Genomic DNA, 14,786 nt, shown 5'->3' with positions numbered 1-14,786 from the left:
ATTCCATATTTTTCTTACTTATCTTCGTGGCAAATATGAAAAATATGAGAAATAGACTTAAATGGTTATTTTTTGTTGTACTTATCATGATGATAAGTTGTAGGTCTGCATCCCAAGTACAAATCGTAGGAGGAAGCGATGCAGATCAAGTAACAGGAAACAACAAGGGATTAAGGGTATCTCCAGGAACATGTGTTTTTTATGGAGAATTACTGACTGTTGAAGGAAATGGTGTCATCATTGGAGTTCAGTCTTTAGATGGTTGTGGTCCAGGTGTTACCAGATATCCGAAAGTAGGCACTAAGATATCAGCCCGATTTAAAGGTGAACTTGGCGCCTCAGTAGGTCAAAAAGTTCATGTGAAAGTGATGGAATTTGAAAAATCATTTTCTATCCTAGAGATTATCCCATTATAACATAGAAACCATAGAGCACTTTCGCTCAAACATATAAGCATAAAACCATTTTACTAACCATTAAATATTATGTTGAAAAGCATTTCTGAACTTGTAGAAATTCTCAATAATCAAACTACAAAAAGAAGACTTGTTCTTTGTGCAGCAGCAGATGATAATGCCTTGGAAGCAGTATATAAGGCATACAAGGAAAATATCATTGAGCCAGTTCTTGTCGGTAATAAAGATGATATCAAAACTTTATGTGAAGAACTCGGGTTTGAGTTCGGAAACGATGTTCAAATCATCCATAGAGTCGATTACAAGGAAATGGTGAAAGCAGCAGTTTCATTAATTCATGACGGAAAAGCAGACTTTTTAATGAAAGGTCATATTTCTACGGCAGAATTAATGAGGGGTGTTTTAAACAAAGAATGGGGACTTAAGAAAAGTAGAGTAATCTCTCATTTAGCTCTTTTTGATCTTCCAGCTTACCATAAGCCATTAGCTTTAACAGATGTAGCAATGAACATTGCTCCCGATTTGGATACAAAAATTGGTATCTTGAATAATGCGATCGGTTTCCTTCGTAAAATTGGTATCAAAAAACCTAAAGTCGCAGCTTTAGCAGCAGTGGAAATGGTTAACGAAAAAATGCCAGCCACTTTAGATGCAGCGCTTCTTACTATTATGGCCAATAGAGGGCAAATCAGAAATTGTGAAATTGATGGTCCATTAGCTTTTGATAATGCAATTAGTCAGGAATCGTCATCTCATAAAGGAATTAAAGGAGCTGTGGCAGGGAATGCCGACCTTTTACTTGTTCCAGATATCGAAGCCGGAAATGTTTTATACAAGGCTTTTGTCTTCTTTGCAAGTGCAAAAGTGGCGTCGATAATTTTAGGAGCAAAAGCACCAATTGTCTTAACATCAAGAGCTGATTCAATGGAAACTAAATTGAATTCTATCCGTTTGGCAGCTGCATCTATTGAGTTTTAATTATGAGTCATAAAATATTAGTCATCAATCCTGGATCCACTTCAACAAAAGTGGCGGTCTATGATGGTGAAAATGAGCTTTACACTCAAACATTACGACATTCTACTGAAGAATTGAACAAGTTTCAGGAAGAAGAAGAACAACTAAATTTCAGAAAGCAAAAAGTGATTGAATTTTTAAAGGAAAAGTCTGTTGCTCTTTCTGATTTAGATATTGTGATGGCGAGAGGTGGCCTATCAAAACCTATTGAATCTGGGGTGTATCTAGTAGATGAAGATCTACTTCACGATTTAAAGGAAACACCAAGAAAGCATGCTAGCAATTGGGCGGCTAAAATAGCATTTGATATCGCACAAGAAGGAAATGTACAGGCATGTATCGCAGATCCAGTAGTCGTAGATGAATTATCAGATGTTGCTCGTATATCTGGACATCCGAAGTTTCCAAAAGTTTCTGTTTTTCATGCATTAAATCAAAAAGCTGTTGCTAGATCATATGCGAAAAAAATCAACAAATCTTATGATGAATTAAGATTAATTGTTGTTCATTTAGGTGGAGGTATTTCTGTAGGTGCACACCTTTTAGGTAAAGTAGTAGATGTGAATCAGGCATTAGATGGTTCAGGGCCATTTTCACCAGAAAGGTCAGGTTCTTTGCCTGTAGGAGATGTAATTAGAGCTGCATTTAGTGGTGCATATACTCAGGAAGAAATGATTAGCATGTTAGTAGGTAAAGGGGGAATGACCGCCTATTTAGGTACTAACGATGCAAAAGAAATAGAGGATAAAGCGAAAGTAGGTGAAGAGGAAGAGTTAGCGGTAATGGAAGCCTTGATCTATCAAGTAGCAAAAGAGATATGTAGTATGACTGTCCCATTAGAAAATAAAGTAGATGCAATTCTTATAACAGGGGGAATGGCCTACGGGAAATGGTTGACAGATAAGATTACAGAAAAAGTAGCTCATATTGCTGATGTTGAAATTTTCCCTGGGGAAGATGAAATGTGGGCATTAGCTCTGAATGGTAATAGAGTGTTGAATAATGAAACAACACCGAAGAGATATGGCTCAACTGAATTTTAGAAACTTATATACATCTGATGAAAATTTAAACTGATCATCAGATGTATATTTATTTTTTATAATCAATGATAAACAAAGCAACCAAAGAATTTATTTTAAACAATGAAAAAGCCAATCCAACGGATGTGGTATTGATGTCTCAGAAACTAATTGATGTAGATAGCAAGGTAGCTGCACATCAAATAGTATCAAGACAAAAAGCCAAGAAGAAACTTCCGGCTTGGTATAACAACATTGATATAGAATATCCTGCGAAGGTACCTTTGGAGCAGAGTTCATCAGAAAGAGCAGCAAAGCATAAAGCAAGCTTAATCAAAGGAAAAACACTTATCGATCTCACAGGTGGAATGGGTGTAGATGATTGGGCCTTTTCATATTCTTTTGATCAAGTGATATATGCTGAAAGACAAGAGGATTTATCAGAAGTAACACAAAGGAACTTTAACGTCTTAGGAAGAGAAAACATTACTGTAATCAATGGTGATAGTTTGCAGTGGTTAGCAGAAAGTGATATTGAGTTAGACGCTATTTATATAGACCCGGCAAGAAGAGATAAGGAGAATAGAAAACTTGTTCGCATTGATGAATGTGAGCCAAATGTTTTAGAACACATTGACCTCTTCCAACAAAAGTCACCGACTTTATTGATCAAGTTATCTCCAATGATTGATATAAAACACACTTTACGTCAATTAGAGAAAGTAACGGATGTTTGGGTAGTGGCAGTAGATGGAGAATGTAAAGAAGTTTTGTTCTTGGTCGATTTTCAAAATCAGTTGGATAAAACCAATATTCATTGTGTTGATTTAAAGGGAAAGGAAGAAACTGTTACTTTTTCGTTTATTCATGAGGATGAAGAGTACTTAGAAGTAGAATTGGCAAGTGAATTGCAACAATATTTATACGAACCAAATGCTTCTGTCATGAAAGGTGGTGGCTTTAAAGTAATCGCAAGTCAATTTGGCTTGAAAAAATTACACCTAAACACACACCTCTATACATCGGATACTCTTTTAGAAAACTTTCCTGGACGAAGGTTTTTAATCAATAAAACAGTGCCTGTACAGAAAAAAGCGGTGAAGAAAGAAATCCCTAACGCTAAGGCAAATTTATCTGTGCGTAATTTTCCTCAAACAGTAGATCAGTTAAAAGCAAAACTGAAATTAAAAGATGGGGGAGATACCTATATTTTCGCTACAACAATACTAAACAACGAGAAAATTTTAGTAGTATGCGAACGTGTTACAACATCACAGTAAACTATCAAATCTTATGTACAAAACGGTATACTTAAAAACAAAGAAAGAATCTAGACGTACTACTTCTGATCGTCTAAGATCAGTGAAAGTAAGCGGAGACGGTACGGCTACTTTATTAGAAGAATGTGTGAACAAATATGCTGCAAAAGGTTATAAACTTGTAAGTGTAACGCCAATATCTTCAGCAAGTTCATCGAACGTAGGTTCAGGTGGCTGGGGTTTCAGTTATACGGATGGTTTAGTAGTACTTTTTAAAAAGAAAAAGTAGCTAATTAATTGATTACTAGTGTTGAATGGATAATTTTTCATTATACTTTTAAATAACTATTAATCAACTATTGTAAACCTTTGACATCTTTGTATTTTTGCACACGATTTTAGAGCGGGTGTTCGCTCTTAACATTCTAAAGTATAGACAAATGTCAGTAGCTGAAAAGGGAAAAAAAGTTAAAGTACATTACTTAGGTACTTTAAACAATGGTGATAAATTTGATTCATCTTATGACAGAAATGAACCAATCGCTTTCACTGTAGGTGCAGGTCAAATGATCAAAGGATTTGACGCAGCTGTAGAAGGTATGAAAGTTGGTGACAAGAAGTCAGTAAATATCCCATGTGACGAAGCTTACGGTCCTGCTCGTGAAGATTTAATCATCGAGTTCAAGCGTAGCGACATCCCTGCAGATATGAACCCTAACGTAGGTGATCAAATTGGTTTACAAAGCCCTCAAGGTCCAATTCCAGCAACTGTTGTTGAATTGACTGAAGAAATCATCAAAGTTGATGCTAACTCTCCAATGGCGGGTAAAGACTTAAACTTCGATATCGAATTAGTTGAAGTTTGTGACGACGCTGAGTGTGAGGACGGAAACTGCAACTGCTAGTTAAAGTGATTTATCGGGATTCGATTCCCTTTGAATATAAAAAACGCTTCATTACCGCTTGGTAAGGAGCGTTTTTTCTTTTTTATAAGAAAAGATTCATAAAAAAGTTGAACATAAATAGGTTTTTATGACCTAACTCGTGTTATACCATAAGAAAGTTTTTAAATTTGCGAGTTGAAGTGGGATGGTATTATATCTTACTTACTAATAAATTGAATTTTGTGTGGTTTGACCACTCTCAATATATAATTGGAAATTATGCTTGAGCAGATAAAAAAAATTGAAGAACAAATAGAGAAGGCTACAGCTGCAACTAAAGAAGAGCTGGAAGAATTCCGTGTAGGTGTTGTTGGTAGAAAAGGTATTATCGCTGATCTTTTTTCAAAAATGAAAGAAATCGCTCCAGAAGAAAGAAAGACTTTTGGACAAACAGTGAATGCTTTAAAAAACGCTGCTCAAGATAAATTTAATGAGCTTCAAGATACTTTAGAGTCTTTACAAGCTTCAGATATTGAGCACAGTGATTTAACGTTACCAAATATTCCTAACGAAATGGGTTCTGTTCACCCAATTACAAAAGTTCGTGAGGAAATTTCAAGAATCTTCGAGCGTGTTGGTTTCAATATCTCTGAAGGTCCAGAAATCGAAGACGATTGGCACAACTTCTCTGCTTTAAATTTCCCTCCAAATCACCCTGCTAGAGAAATGCAAGATACTTTCTTTATCGAGAAAGATCCTGATATTGCTCTTCGTACTCACACTTCTTCAGTGCAAGTACGTGTGATGGAAAATCAAAAGCCTCCAATTAGAACTTTATCACCTGGTAGAGTATACAGAAATGAAACTATTTCAGCTAGAGCACACTGTATCTTCCACCAAGTAGAAGGTTTATATATTGATAAGAATGTATCTTTCAAAGATTTAAAAGATACTTTATATTATTTCGCAAAAGAATTCTTCGGTCCTAATACTAAAATTAGATTAAGACCATCTTACTTCCCATTCACAGAGCCATCAGCCGAACTTGATGTGAGCTGTACTGTTTGTAGTGGTAAAGGATGTAACATCTGTAAGTATACTGGATGGGTAGAAATTGGAGGATGCGGAATGGTAGATCCAAACGTATTAAAAGCTTCGGGTATTGATCCTGAAGAATATACAGGTTTTGCTTTCGGTATGGGTATCGAACGTATGACGATGTTGAAATACAGAATCAATGATTTAAGGTTATTTACCGAGAATGATCTTAGATTCTTACGTCAATTCTCAGCTTTATAAGCAAAATTATAAATTAGATGAAATTAAAAAGGTCACCTTGTAAAAGGTGACCTTTTTATATATAAGATTAATGGTGAAGAATAGCTTTTCTATTCCGCTCCATTCTTGTAATCTTCAAATATTGAATGTAATGATGTGGCATCTTTTGCTTTGATCCTACCAGCCATCATCAATCTAACTTCTCTTCTCTGTAAAGCCCCCTCATAGAGTCTTTTTTCTTCCTTCGTTTCAGGTATAAGCTTTGGTACTGTGATCGGTCTTCCAGATTGATCTACAGCCACAAATGTGAAAAATGCGTTGTTTGTTTCTACCTTGGTCCCATTCGGAATATTTTCGCTCCAGACCCTAATAAAGACTTCCATAGATGAGTTAAATGCTCTTGTTACATGAGCTTCTAGAGTAACTGTATCGCCTAGAGCAGGAGAATGTTTAAAAGAAACATTATCTACTGATGCAGTTACGACAATTCTATTGGAATGTTTCTGAGCAGAAATGGCTGCGACCACATCCATTAAATGTAATAATCTACCACCCATTAAATTATTTAAAGGGTTTGTGTCGTTAGGAAGTACCATTTCGGCACTTGTTACAAATGATTCTTTTGCTTTTTTCTCCAATTTCATATGTGTTTAAATATATAGTTGGGCAAAAATAGATATTATAATTTAGTTCTAAATATGAATTATATCCCCGAATAACAATAAAATCAATTTATATACGAAATTACTGTTTTGGTATACAGAAACTTAAATTTTATTTACTCTTTTTTTTGAATATTCGTTTGGGAGATTAAAATTGATGTATTACTTTTGCATCGTCTTACAAGGTAAAGGGTGCCATGGCCGAGTGGCTAGGCATCGGTCTGCAAAACCGCGTACGGCGGTTCGAATCCGCCTGGCACCTCTATAAAGGCCCGATCTAGAAATAGTTCGGGCCTTTTTTATTTGCCCTAATTTCTTTCCCGTTACACATTTTAAAGTGCAAAATATAAGTTGATTCAGTGAGGATTTTCTAAGTTGAAACTTAGTTCACTTTTGAAAAAAATGGAAGTATTATTTTAAGATATTGATAACTTATTAGAGTAGTCTATTTAGTTTATAGTGTGTTCGTTTCTTGCTTCCAAATTCCTTTGATTAGCGATATCAACCCGTTGTTATTTTCAATATACCCTGTTTTTACTCTATTAACTTGAATATTTGTTCAACCGAGTATTTAAGCTTGTTAGCAAAATTTAAGAGTGTTGACACATTTTACTGATATTGATTATTAGTAAAAAGATGTCAAATGTCATTAAATTTTGTAATTTGGAATTATTCTAAACAAGAAAATATTGCACTATTTTACTCGTAAGTTGCTGAAATGAAAATGATTAGCGGTTGATATTTGTGTTTTTATCATTAAATGCCAATTTGTTTACAAGTTTGAAATAAGTTGTACCCGTATTAGTTTTGCACTCGAATGTACAATTGCATATTTCATCTAATTTTTTGTATAAAAACTTCAATGGTATGAGTATCGGCAGAAGTGTATTAAGGTTGCGTTCTATATTGGCAGTAGTATGCGGATTACTCTTGGCAAGCACATCAGTGTTTGGACAGGGTGATGGCATTCCTACTGATGAAGCAGCAATCTCGGCCGGGATGGAACTTTTCGATGGAAACTGTTCTTCCTGTCACCAAGTACACGAAAAGGGCGTCGGGCCGGCGCTGAAGAATGTTTATGAGCGTCGTGATGTCAAGTGGCTGACTAACTTTATCAAACATCCAGGTAAAACAATTGAAAGTGGTGATGCTTACGCAGTAGCATTATACGATCAGTTCAAACCTACTATTATGCCTAACCAAGATCTTTCAGATGAAGAGATCTTACAGGTTTTAGCATATGTTAAAGATGCGACGATAAAAGGTCCAGCTAAACCGGCAGCTGCAGCAGCAGACGCTACAGGTGAGGCAGCAGCAGCTCCTCAAGGTATGGTAGTTTCTTCTAACTTATTAGTTGGAGTGATTATCGGTTTACTAGTTTTACTAGGTGTAGTCTTAATTGTATTAGTAGTTTTAGCTAACGTTTTAACTCAATACTTAAGACAACAAAAAGGTCTTGATCCAGAAGATGAGGCATACATCAATGAGAAGTTTAGCTTAACAGCTATCTTCAAAAGCCAAATTTTCATCGGACTATCTTCTTTTGTATTCGTAATGGTAGTAGCTAAAGTAACTATTGATGCTTTATTTGCTATCGGTGTACAACAAGGATATGCTCCAGATCAACCAATCAAATTCTCACACAAGCTTCACGCAGGTTATTACGAGATTGATTGTAAGTACTGTCACACAGGTGTAGAAAAATCTAAAAACGCGAACATCCCTTCAGCGAACATCTGTATGAACTGTCACAACAGTATCCGTCAAAACTCGCCTGAGATTCAAAAAATCTATGCAGCGATTGAGAATGACGAGCCTATCCAATGGGTACGTGTTCACAACTTGCCAGATTTAGCGTATTTCAACCACTCTCAACACGTAAAAGTTGGTGGTGTCGAGTGTCAAACTTGTCACGGTGAAATCGAGAAGATGGAAGTAGTACAACAACATTCATTATTAACAATGGGTTGGTGTATCGACTGTCACCGTAAGACAGATGTAAACGCAAAAGGTAATGCGTATTATGACAAGATGGTAGAAATGCACGATGCTACTTCTAAAGAACCAATGAAGGTAAAAGACATTGGTGGTTTAGAGTGTGCTAAATGTCACTACTAATTTGTCGCTTTTTGGACCTTTTGTTCACTAAGCTTTCAACAGATTTTCTACAACAGAGAAATGGCAAAGAAAGAATATTGGAAGGGTGTTGAGCAACTAACCAACAACCCTGAATTTGTAAAATATGCTGACAAAGAATTCCCAGAGCATCTTCCTATTAAAGATGCTTACGGTGATAACTCGGAAGGGGAATTCAAAAGCAACAGACGAGACTTCTTAAAAGTAATGGGATTCTCTGTAGCTGCGGTTTCTTTAGCAGCTTGTGAAGCTCCAGTTAAGAAGGCTATTCCTTACCTAAATAAGCCGGAAAACGTTGATCCAGGTGTAGCAAACTATTATGCTTCAACTTTCTTCAACGGTTCTGATGCAATGCCTGTAGTAGTTAAGACTAGAGAAGGTCGTCCTATCTTTATTGAAGGTAACACATTCTCTAAGTATTCAAACGGTGCTATTACTGCTCGTGCGAATGCATCTATTATGGGACTTTATGATGAGTCTAGAGCAAAAGATCCTTCTAAGGGTGGTGTAAAAACTACTTGGAAAAAGGCTGATGCAGAAATCATCAAAGGTTTAAATGCAGCTGGTAAGGTAGCGGTAGTTTCAAACTCTATCGTATCACCATCAACTAAGAAAGTTTTAAATCAATTTGCAGATAAGTTTAACGCGGAAGTAGTAACATACGACCAAGACAACAACTCTGCAATTATTGAAGCGAATAAACAACAGTTCGGTAAAGCAGCTGTTCCTTCTTATGCATTCGGAAAAGCAGATGTAGTAGTTAGTTTTAATGCTGACTTCTTAGGAAACTGGGTAGCACCTGGTATTTTCTCTACAGACTTTTCTGCAACACGTAAAGTAGGACCAAACAAGAAGAAAATGTCTCAATTGTTCTCTTTTGAAACAATGTTGACATTAACTGGTGCTGCAGCAGATTACCGTTCACCTTTAAAACCTTCGCAAGAAGGATTGGCAGTAGCAGCTCTTTACAACGCAGTTGCAAAGGCTACAGGTAACGCTACTGTAAAAGGTACAATCAAAGACGCTAATATTTCACGTGCTGCTAAGGCATTGTTGAAAGCAAAAGGTAAGTCTTTAGTAGTTTCAGGTATCAATGATATCAACGTTCAACTTTTAGTGAACGGTATCAACCAAATGTTATCGAACTACGGTAAGACTATCGATTTAAATACTCCTCTTTACACTCGTCAAGGATCAGATGTTCAAATGAACAAATTTGTTGATTCATTGAAGGCTGGTAAATATGGTGCAGTTGTATTCTATAACTGTAACCCTGTTTATGATTACGCTAGAGGTAAAGAAATTGCAGCAGGTATTAAGAAAGCTAAGCTTTCTGTAGCGACAAATGATCGTTTAGATGCAACAGCTGCTCTTTGTACGTTCAATGCACCTGATACTCACTTCTTGGAAGCATGGAATGATGCAGAATTTAAGAGAGGATATTTCAGTGTAGCACAACCTACAATCAACAAAATCTTTAATACTCGTCAAGCTCAAGATTCATTCTTAACTTGGATGGGTTCTGAAGAAGAGTATGATGAGTTAGTGAAATCATTCTGGAAAAAAGACATTTTTGCACTTCAGTCTAGCGAAGGAAATGCACAGTCATTCTGGGTGAGATCATTACACAATGGTATTTTCGAAACAGAAAATACAGGTAGCTATAAATCTGTTCATGATGCGGGTTCAAGTGATGTAGATTATTCTGCTTCATTCGATGCTGCTTCAGCAGGTAACAAAGTAGCTGCTAAATTTAAAACTTCTTCTGATTGGGAATTTGTAGCTTACTCTGCTTCAGTAATGGGGCATGGTGCAATGGCTAACAACCCTTATATTCAAGAAACTCCTGATCCAATCACAAAAGTGACTTGGGGTAACTTCGTAGCAATCTCACCTGAGGATGCTAAAAAGTTAGAAGCTCATCAAGAGTTTGAAACTCAGAAGAAAGTTGTTGAGGTTACTACAAAAGCTGGTAAGTTCAAACTACCAGTAATTATGCAGCCAGGTCTTGCATCTGGTGTAGTTGCTGTAGCTTTAGGTTATGGTCAAGAAAAAGTAGGTAAAGTAGCTGCTGAGGCTGCTGGTTTTAATGCAATGTCATTATTATCAGCAAAAGGTCTTACGACTTATGCTATTACTTCAGGTGTTTCTGTTGTAGCAACTGGTGAAACTGAGCAAGTAGCTCAAACTCAAACTCATGAAACTATCATGAGCCGTGAGTCAATCATCCAGGAAACTACTTTAGCAGAATATGTGAAGAACCCTGCTGCTTCTCGTCATGAGGTAATGATTTCTACTTATAATGGAAAAGAAAAACCTACAGATATCTCAGCTTGGGATATTAATAATGACGGTTACAAGAAGGATGATCACAGACCGAAAGAACAAAAGCCAGGTACTGCATTATTGTGGAACTCTGTAACAGGAATCGAAGCTGATGTTCATGAATACCCTAATCACCACTGGGGATTAGCAATTGACTTGAACTCATGTGATGGTTGTTCGGCATGTGTAACTGCTTGTCATATTGAAAACAATGTGCCAATCGTAGGTAAAGAAGAAGTAATCAACCGTCGTGAGATGCACTGGTTACGTCTTGACCGTTACTACAGCCAACGTCCAGAAGAAGAATTTACTGAGGAAGAAAATGCATCATTAACGGATTATGCTAAAATGGAGCGTGCTGCACGTAACCCAGAAGTAGTATTCCAACCAATGATGTGTCAGCACTGTAACAATGCTCCTTGTGAGACTGTATGTCCAGTAGCTGCAACTACTCACTCTTCTGAAGGATTGAACCAAATGACTTACAACAGATGTATCGGTACTAAATACTGTGCGAACAACTGTCCTTACAAAGTACGTCGTTTCAACTGGTTCAAATACCATAACAATGAGGAGTTTGACTATCACATGAATAACGATTTAGGTAAGATGGTATTAAACCCAGACGTTACTGTTCGTTCTCGTGGTGTGATGGAAAAATGTTCTATGTGTGTTCAAAGAACTCAAGCAGGTAAGTTGAATGCTAAGAGAGAAGGCCGTCCATTGGTTGACTCTGACGTTTCAACAGCTTGTGCTTCTGCATGTGCGACTGGTGCAATCAAGTTTGGTGACTTGAATAACCCAGAATCTGGAGTTCGCCAACTATTAGAGGGTGAATTGAAAGAGCGTGCATACAATGTATTAGATGAAATCAATACACGTCCTAACGTTTACTACCTAGCTAAGGTAAGAAACAAAGACGCCAAGCACTCATAGAAACCTTCGAGTTAATCTCGAGGGTCTCGCAAATTAAGTTTAGTATTCATACTCTACATAAGATAAAATGCAGATTGTATCGAAAGTCCGTGAACCACTGGTAACTGGTGGTAAAACATACAAGGACATAACAGAAGATGTCTGTCGACCAGTAGAAGGTAACCCATCTATGGGATGGTTTGCTGGAATGGGCTTATCGCTTGTTCTTTTACTCGCAGGAGGTTACTATTTAGGTGACTTGTTGTGGTCAGGTATTGGTCGCTGGGGTCTTAACAAGACAGTTCAATGGGCGTGGGATATCACTAACTTCGTATGGTGGGTAGGTATCGGTCACGCAGGTACACTAATCTCAGCGGTATTGTTGTTATTCCGTCAAAAATGGAGAACATCAATTAACCGTGCTGCAGAAGCAATGACAATCTTTGCCGTAATCTGTGCCGCTATCTGGCCAGTAGTACACATGGGTCGTCCTTGGATTGGTGGTATTTGGGCATTACCATTGCCAAACACTTACGGTTCTCTTTGGGTGAACTTTAACTCCCCTCTACTTTGGGACGTATTTGCGATCTCGACGTATTTCTCGGTTTCATTAGTATTCTGGTTCATTGGTTTAGTCCCTGACTTTGCAACTATCCGTGACCGTGCTATTAAGCCAGTTCCTCGTCTGATCTACGGTATGCTTTCAATGGGCTTTAATGGTTCAGCGAAAACATGGATGCACTATGAAGCAGTTTCATTGATCTTAGCAGGTTTATCAACACCTCTAGTACTTTCAGTACACACAATTGTATCAATGGACTTTGCAACGTCAGTAATTCCAGGATGGCATACAACAATCTTCCCTCCTTACTTCGTAGCAGGTGCGATCTTCTCAGGTTTCGCCATGGTACTAACACTAATGTTAGTAACTCGTAAGTTGTACAAGTTGGAAGACTATATCACAATGGAGCACATCGAAATGATGTCACTAGTAGTTACAATTACTGGTTCTGTTGTAGGTATCGCTTATATTACAGAATTCGTTATCGCTTGGTACTCAGGTGTAGAATACGAACAATATGCATTCGTAAACCGTATGACTGGCCAATACTGGTGGGCATACTGGTCAATGATGGCATGTAACGTAATCTCTCCTCAAGTATTCTATGTGAAGAAATTAAGAACTAATATTCCATTTATCTTCTTTATTTCTATCGTAGTAAACATCGGTATGTGGTTCGAACGTTTCGTAATTATCGTAACTTCACTACACCGTGATTACTTACCATCATCATGGTTATACTTCCATCCAACGATTTATGATGTGATGTGTTATGTATTTACTTTTGGATTGTTCTTTACATTGTTCTTAGCATTCGCGAAGTACTTCCCAGTAGTAAACATGGCAGAGGTAAAATCAGTATTGAAAGATTCTGATTCTAAGGTGTACAAGTCTCGTCGTACTATTTCTAACGAAGTAGTTCCTGAGGCAGATAGAGTTCCAGTTGATCTATAAAAAGCATTTTGAGATGGAAAAAAACACAAATTATTTAGTAGGCGTTTTTGGTGATCAAGATGTACTTGTTAAAGCAGTAAAAGCTTTAAGAAAGAAAGGTGTGAAAATCTATGAGGTATTCACTCCATATCCAGTTCACTTCTTAGAAGATGCTTTAGGATATAAGCGTTCTTGGATGCCAAGAGCTGCTTTCGGATTCGGTGCTCTAGGTACAACTTGTGCTATCTTATTACAATCTTGGATCATGGGCTTTGATTGGCCAATGATTATCGGTGGTAAAGGATTTATCGCAATTCCTGACTTTGTGCCAATCACATTCGAATTAACAGTATTATTCTCAGCTTTTGGTATGGCGGGTTCGTTCTTCGTATCTCAAGATTTGAAACCTCACAAGGTTCCTCAAATTTTTGACCGTCGTCAATCTGATGATAAACATATTATGGCTATTGACTTAGCTACTAATTCTTTATCAGAAGATGAATTGAAAGCGTTGTTGCAAGAAGTAGGTGCTGAAGAAGTAAACAACAAAAGCTTCACTGAAAAAGAAAAGAAAGCCTCTTTCCTTGAGTATGTTGTTGACTTGTTTACTAAAGGAGTTACCGATTCTGCAAGAGAGTTAAAAGGATAATTGTTCACGAATTAAATTACGCAAACATGCGACGCAATAAAGTTGTAATGAAAGCGATAGCAATTGGTGCAGCAGCATTGGCGATGACAGGATGTAAGATTCAAGGTGACGGTAATTTTACTGGTCTTGAATATGCTCCTCAAATGTACCATTCTGTACCTTACGAGCCGCTTTCTCAGTTCACGTATGAGGGAATCGCGGGTGGCGTTTTGGAAGAGTTCTACTATCCAGACTTCATCAACTCAAACCCTTATAATGATTACTTCTCAAAAGGTGAGAAAAAAGTAATCAACGTTAAAGATCCAGTTGCTGGTACTGTAAAACGTCAAAACTTTACAGCAGTAACTAAGGAGGCTGCAGCTACTCCTGATCAAGAGTTATTATATTATATGGATATCTCAAAAGATCAAGCAGTTTGGGCAGCAGAAAACTTGAAAAACCCATTGGAGGCAACTCCAGAGGTAGTAGCTCAAGGTAAGCACCTTTTCACAGCTTACTGTATGCCTTGCCACGGTGAGGCCGGTGACGGTAAAGGTAAAGTAGGAAAAGTGTACGGTGGTGTAGCTAACTTGAAAGGTAAGTCTATCAAGAAAGCCACTGACGGACATATTTTCTTTGTAATTACTCACGGTAAAGGACGTATGTGGGCTCACAAGTCTCAGCTTAACCCACAAGAGCGTTGGGCTGTCGTGAAATATGTTAGAAAACTTCAAGGTAACTAGGTCGTC

General features: G+C 37.4%; 13 protein-coding genes and 1 tRNA gene. 13 read left to right on the top strand and 1 reads right to left on the bottom strand.

Features of this window, described 5'->3' with window-relative positions; all coding sequences use genetic code 11:
• Positions 1 to 44: 44 nt before the first annotated feature.
• From QL232_RS24165 to QL232_RS24135, 7 genes are all read left to right on the top strand, one after another.
• Positions 45 to 416: a hypothetical protein gene (locus QL232_RS24165; RefSeq protein WP_168882034.1), complete on the top strand. Its 372-nt coding sequence runs from the start codon at positions 45 to 47 to the stop codon at positions 414 to 416.
• A gap of 69 nt (positions 417 to 485) precedes the next feature.
• Positions 486 to 1,394, top strand: a complete 909-nt coding sequence (locus QL232_RS24160) for a bifunctional enoyl-CoA hydratase/phosphate acetyltransferase (protein ID WP_168882033.1) — start codon at positions 486 to 488, stop codon at positions 1,392 to 1,394.
• Between the two features lie 2 nt (positions 1,395 to 1,396).
• Positions 1,397 to 2,476: a butyrate kinase gene (gene buk / locus QL232_RS24155; protein ID WP_281616100.1), complete on the top strand. Its 1,080-nt coding sequence runs from the start codon at positions 1,397 to 1,399 to the stop codon at positions 2,474 to 2,476.
• A gap of 65 nt (positions 2,477 to 2,541) precedes the next feature.
• Positions 2,542 to 3,735, top strand: a complete 1,194-nt coding sequence (locus QL232_RS24150; RefSeq protein ID WP_281616099.1) for an SAM-dependent methyltransferase — start codon at positions 2,542 to 2,544, stop codon at positions 3,733 to 3,735.
• A gap of 13 nt (positions 3,736 to 3,748) precedes the next feature.
• Positions 3,749 to 4,003: a hypothetical protein gene (locus QL232_RS24145; RefSeq protein ID WP_168882030.1), complete on the top strand. Its 255-nt coding sequence runs from the start codon at positions 3,749 to 3,751 to the stop codon at positions 4,001 to 4,003.
• A gap of 151 nt (positions 4,004 to 4,154) precedes the next feature.
• On the top strand, positions 4,155 to 4,619 hold the full coding sequence (locus QL232_RS24140; protein WP_168882029.1) for a peptidylprolyl isomerase: 465 nt from the start codon (positions 4,155 to 4,157) through the stop codon (positions 4,617 to 4,619).
• Positions 4,620 to 4,874: 255 nt separating this feature from the next.
• Positions 4,875 to 5,897 carry a phenylalanine--tRNA ligase subunit alpha gene (locus QL232_RS24135; protein WP_168882102.1) on the top strand — a complete coding sequence of 341 codons (1,023 nt, stop codon included), beginning with the start codon at positions 4,875 to 4,877 and terminating at the stop codon, positions 5,895 to 5,897.
• An 89-nt stretch (positions 5,898 to 5,986) separates the two neighbouring features.
• On the opposite strand, the gene QL232_RS24130 is transcribed toward QL232_RS24135, so the two are convergent.
• Positions 5,987 to 6,520 (bottom strand): acyl-CoA thioesterase, encoded by a 534-nt coding sequence (locus QL232_RS24130; protein WP_168882028.1) that lies wholly within the window; start codon positions 6,518 to 6,520, stop codon positions 5,987 to 5,989.
• A 209-nt stretch (positions 6,521 to 6,729) separates the two neighbouring features.
• Between QL232_RS24130 and QL232_RS24125 the strand changes: the two genes are divergently transcribed.
• The 6 genes from QL232_RS24125 to QL232_RS24100 all read left to right on the top strand — a co-directional run bounded on the left by QL232_RS24125 (position 6,730) and on the right by QL232_RS24100 (position 14,780).
• Positions 6,730 to 6,800, top strand: a tRNA-Cys gene (locus QL232_RS24125).
• A 605-nt stretch (positions 6,801 to 7,405) separates the two neighbouring features.
• Positions 7,406 to 8,656 (top strand): c-type cytochrome, encoded by a 1,251-nt coding sequence (locus tag QL232_RS24120; RefSeq protein WP_281616098.1) that lies wholly within the window; start codon positions 7,406 to 7,408, stop codon positions 8,654 to 8,656.
• A 60-nt stretch (positions 8,657 to 8,716) separates the two neighbouring features.
• Positions 8,717 to 11,935, top strand: a complete 3,219-nt coding sequence (locus QL232_RS24115; protein ID WP_281616097.1) for a TAT-variant-translocated molybdopterin oxidoreductase — start codon at positions 8,717 to 8,719, stop codon at positions 11,933 to 11,935.
• Between the two features lie 67 nt (positions 11,936 to 12,002).
• On the top strand, positions 12,003 to 13,430 hold the full coding sequence (gene nrfD, locus QL232_RS24110) for an NrfD/PsrC family molybdoenzyme membrane anchor subunit (RefSeq protein ID WP_168882025.1): 1,428 nt from the start codon (positions 12,003 to 12,005) through the stop codon (positions 13,428 to 13,430).
• Between the two features lie 13 nt (positions 13,431 to 13,443).
• The gene (locus QL232_RS24105) at positions 13,444 to 14,058 is read left to right on the top strand and encodes a DUF3341 domain-containing protein (protein ID WP_168882024.1); all 615 of its coding nucleotides are present in this window, start codon (positions 13,444 to 13,446) and stop codon (positions 14,056 to 14,058) included.
• A gap of 26 nt (positions 14,059 to 14,084) precedes the next feature.
• Positions 14,085 to 14,780: a c-type cytochrome gene (locus QL232_RS24100; RefSeq protein ID WP_281616096.1), complete on the top strand. Its 696-nt coding sequence runs from the start codon at positions 14,085 to 14,087 to the stop codon at positions 14,778 to 14,780.
• Positions 14,781 to 14,786 lie beyond the last annotated feature (6 nt).

It is taken from the genome of Flammeovirga sp. SubArs3, assembly GCF_947387565.1.
Classification (GTDB): domain Bacteria; phylum Bacteroidota; class Bacteroidia; order Cytophagales; family Flammeovirgaceae; genus Flammeovirga; species Flammeovirga agarivorans.
This window is presented reverse-complemented; position numbering and strand designations above follow the sequence as displayed.

Bases quoted from the DNA above. Each gene is read 5' to 3' on its own strand.
- QL232_RS24165 (WP_168882034.1), top strand. From the start codon at position 45: ATGAGAAATAGACTTAAATGGTTATTTTTTGTTGTACTTATCATGATG.
- QL232_RS24160 (WP_168882033.1), top strand. From the start codon at position 486: ATGTTGAAAAGCATTTCTGAACTTGTAGAAATTCTCAATAATCAAACT.
- buk (WP_281616100.1), top strand. From the start codon at position 1,397: ATGAGTCATAAAATATTAGTCATCAATCCTGGATCCACTTCAACAAAA.
- QL232_RS24150 (WP_281616099.1), top strand. From the start codon at position 2,542: ATGATAAACAAAGCAACCAAAGAATTTATTTTAAACAATGAAAAAGCC.
- QL232_RS24145 (WP_168882030.1), top strand. From the start codon at position 3,749: ATGTACAAAACGGTATACTTAAAAACAAAGAAAGAATCTAGACGTACT.
- QL232_RS24140 (WP_168882029.1), top strand. From the start codon at position 4,155: ATGTCAGTAGCTGAAAAGGGAAAAAAAGTTAAAGTACATTACTTAGGT.
- QL232_RS24130 (WP_168882028.1), bottom strand. From the start codon at position 6,520: ATGAAATTGGAGAAAAAAGCAAAAGAATCATTTGTAACAAGTGCCGAA.
- QL232_RS24120 (WP_281616098.1), top strand. From the start codon at position 7,406: ATGAGTATCGGCAGAAGTGTATTAAGGTTGCGTTCTATATTGGCAGTA.
- QL232_RS24115 (WP_281616097.1), top strand. From the start codon at position 8,717: ATGGCAAAGAAAGAATATTGGAAGGGTGTTGAGCAACTAACCAACAAC.
- nrfD (WP_168882025.1), top strand. From the start codon at position 12,003: ATGCAGATTGTATCGAAAGTCCGTGAACCACTGGTAACTGGTGGTAAA.
- QL232_RS24105 (WP_168882024.1), top strand. From the start codon at position 13,444: ATGGAAAAAAACACAAATTATTTAGTAGGCGTTTTTGGTGATCAAGAT.
- QL232_RS24100 (WP_281616096.1), top strand. From the start codon at position 14,085: ATGCGACGCAATAAAGTTGTAATGAAAGCGATAGCAATTGGTGCAGCA.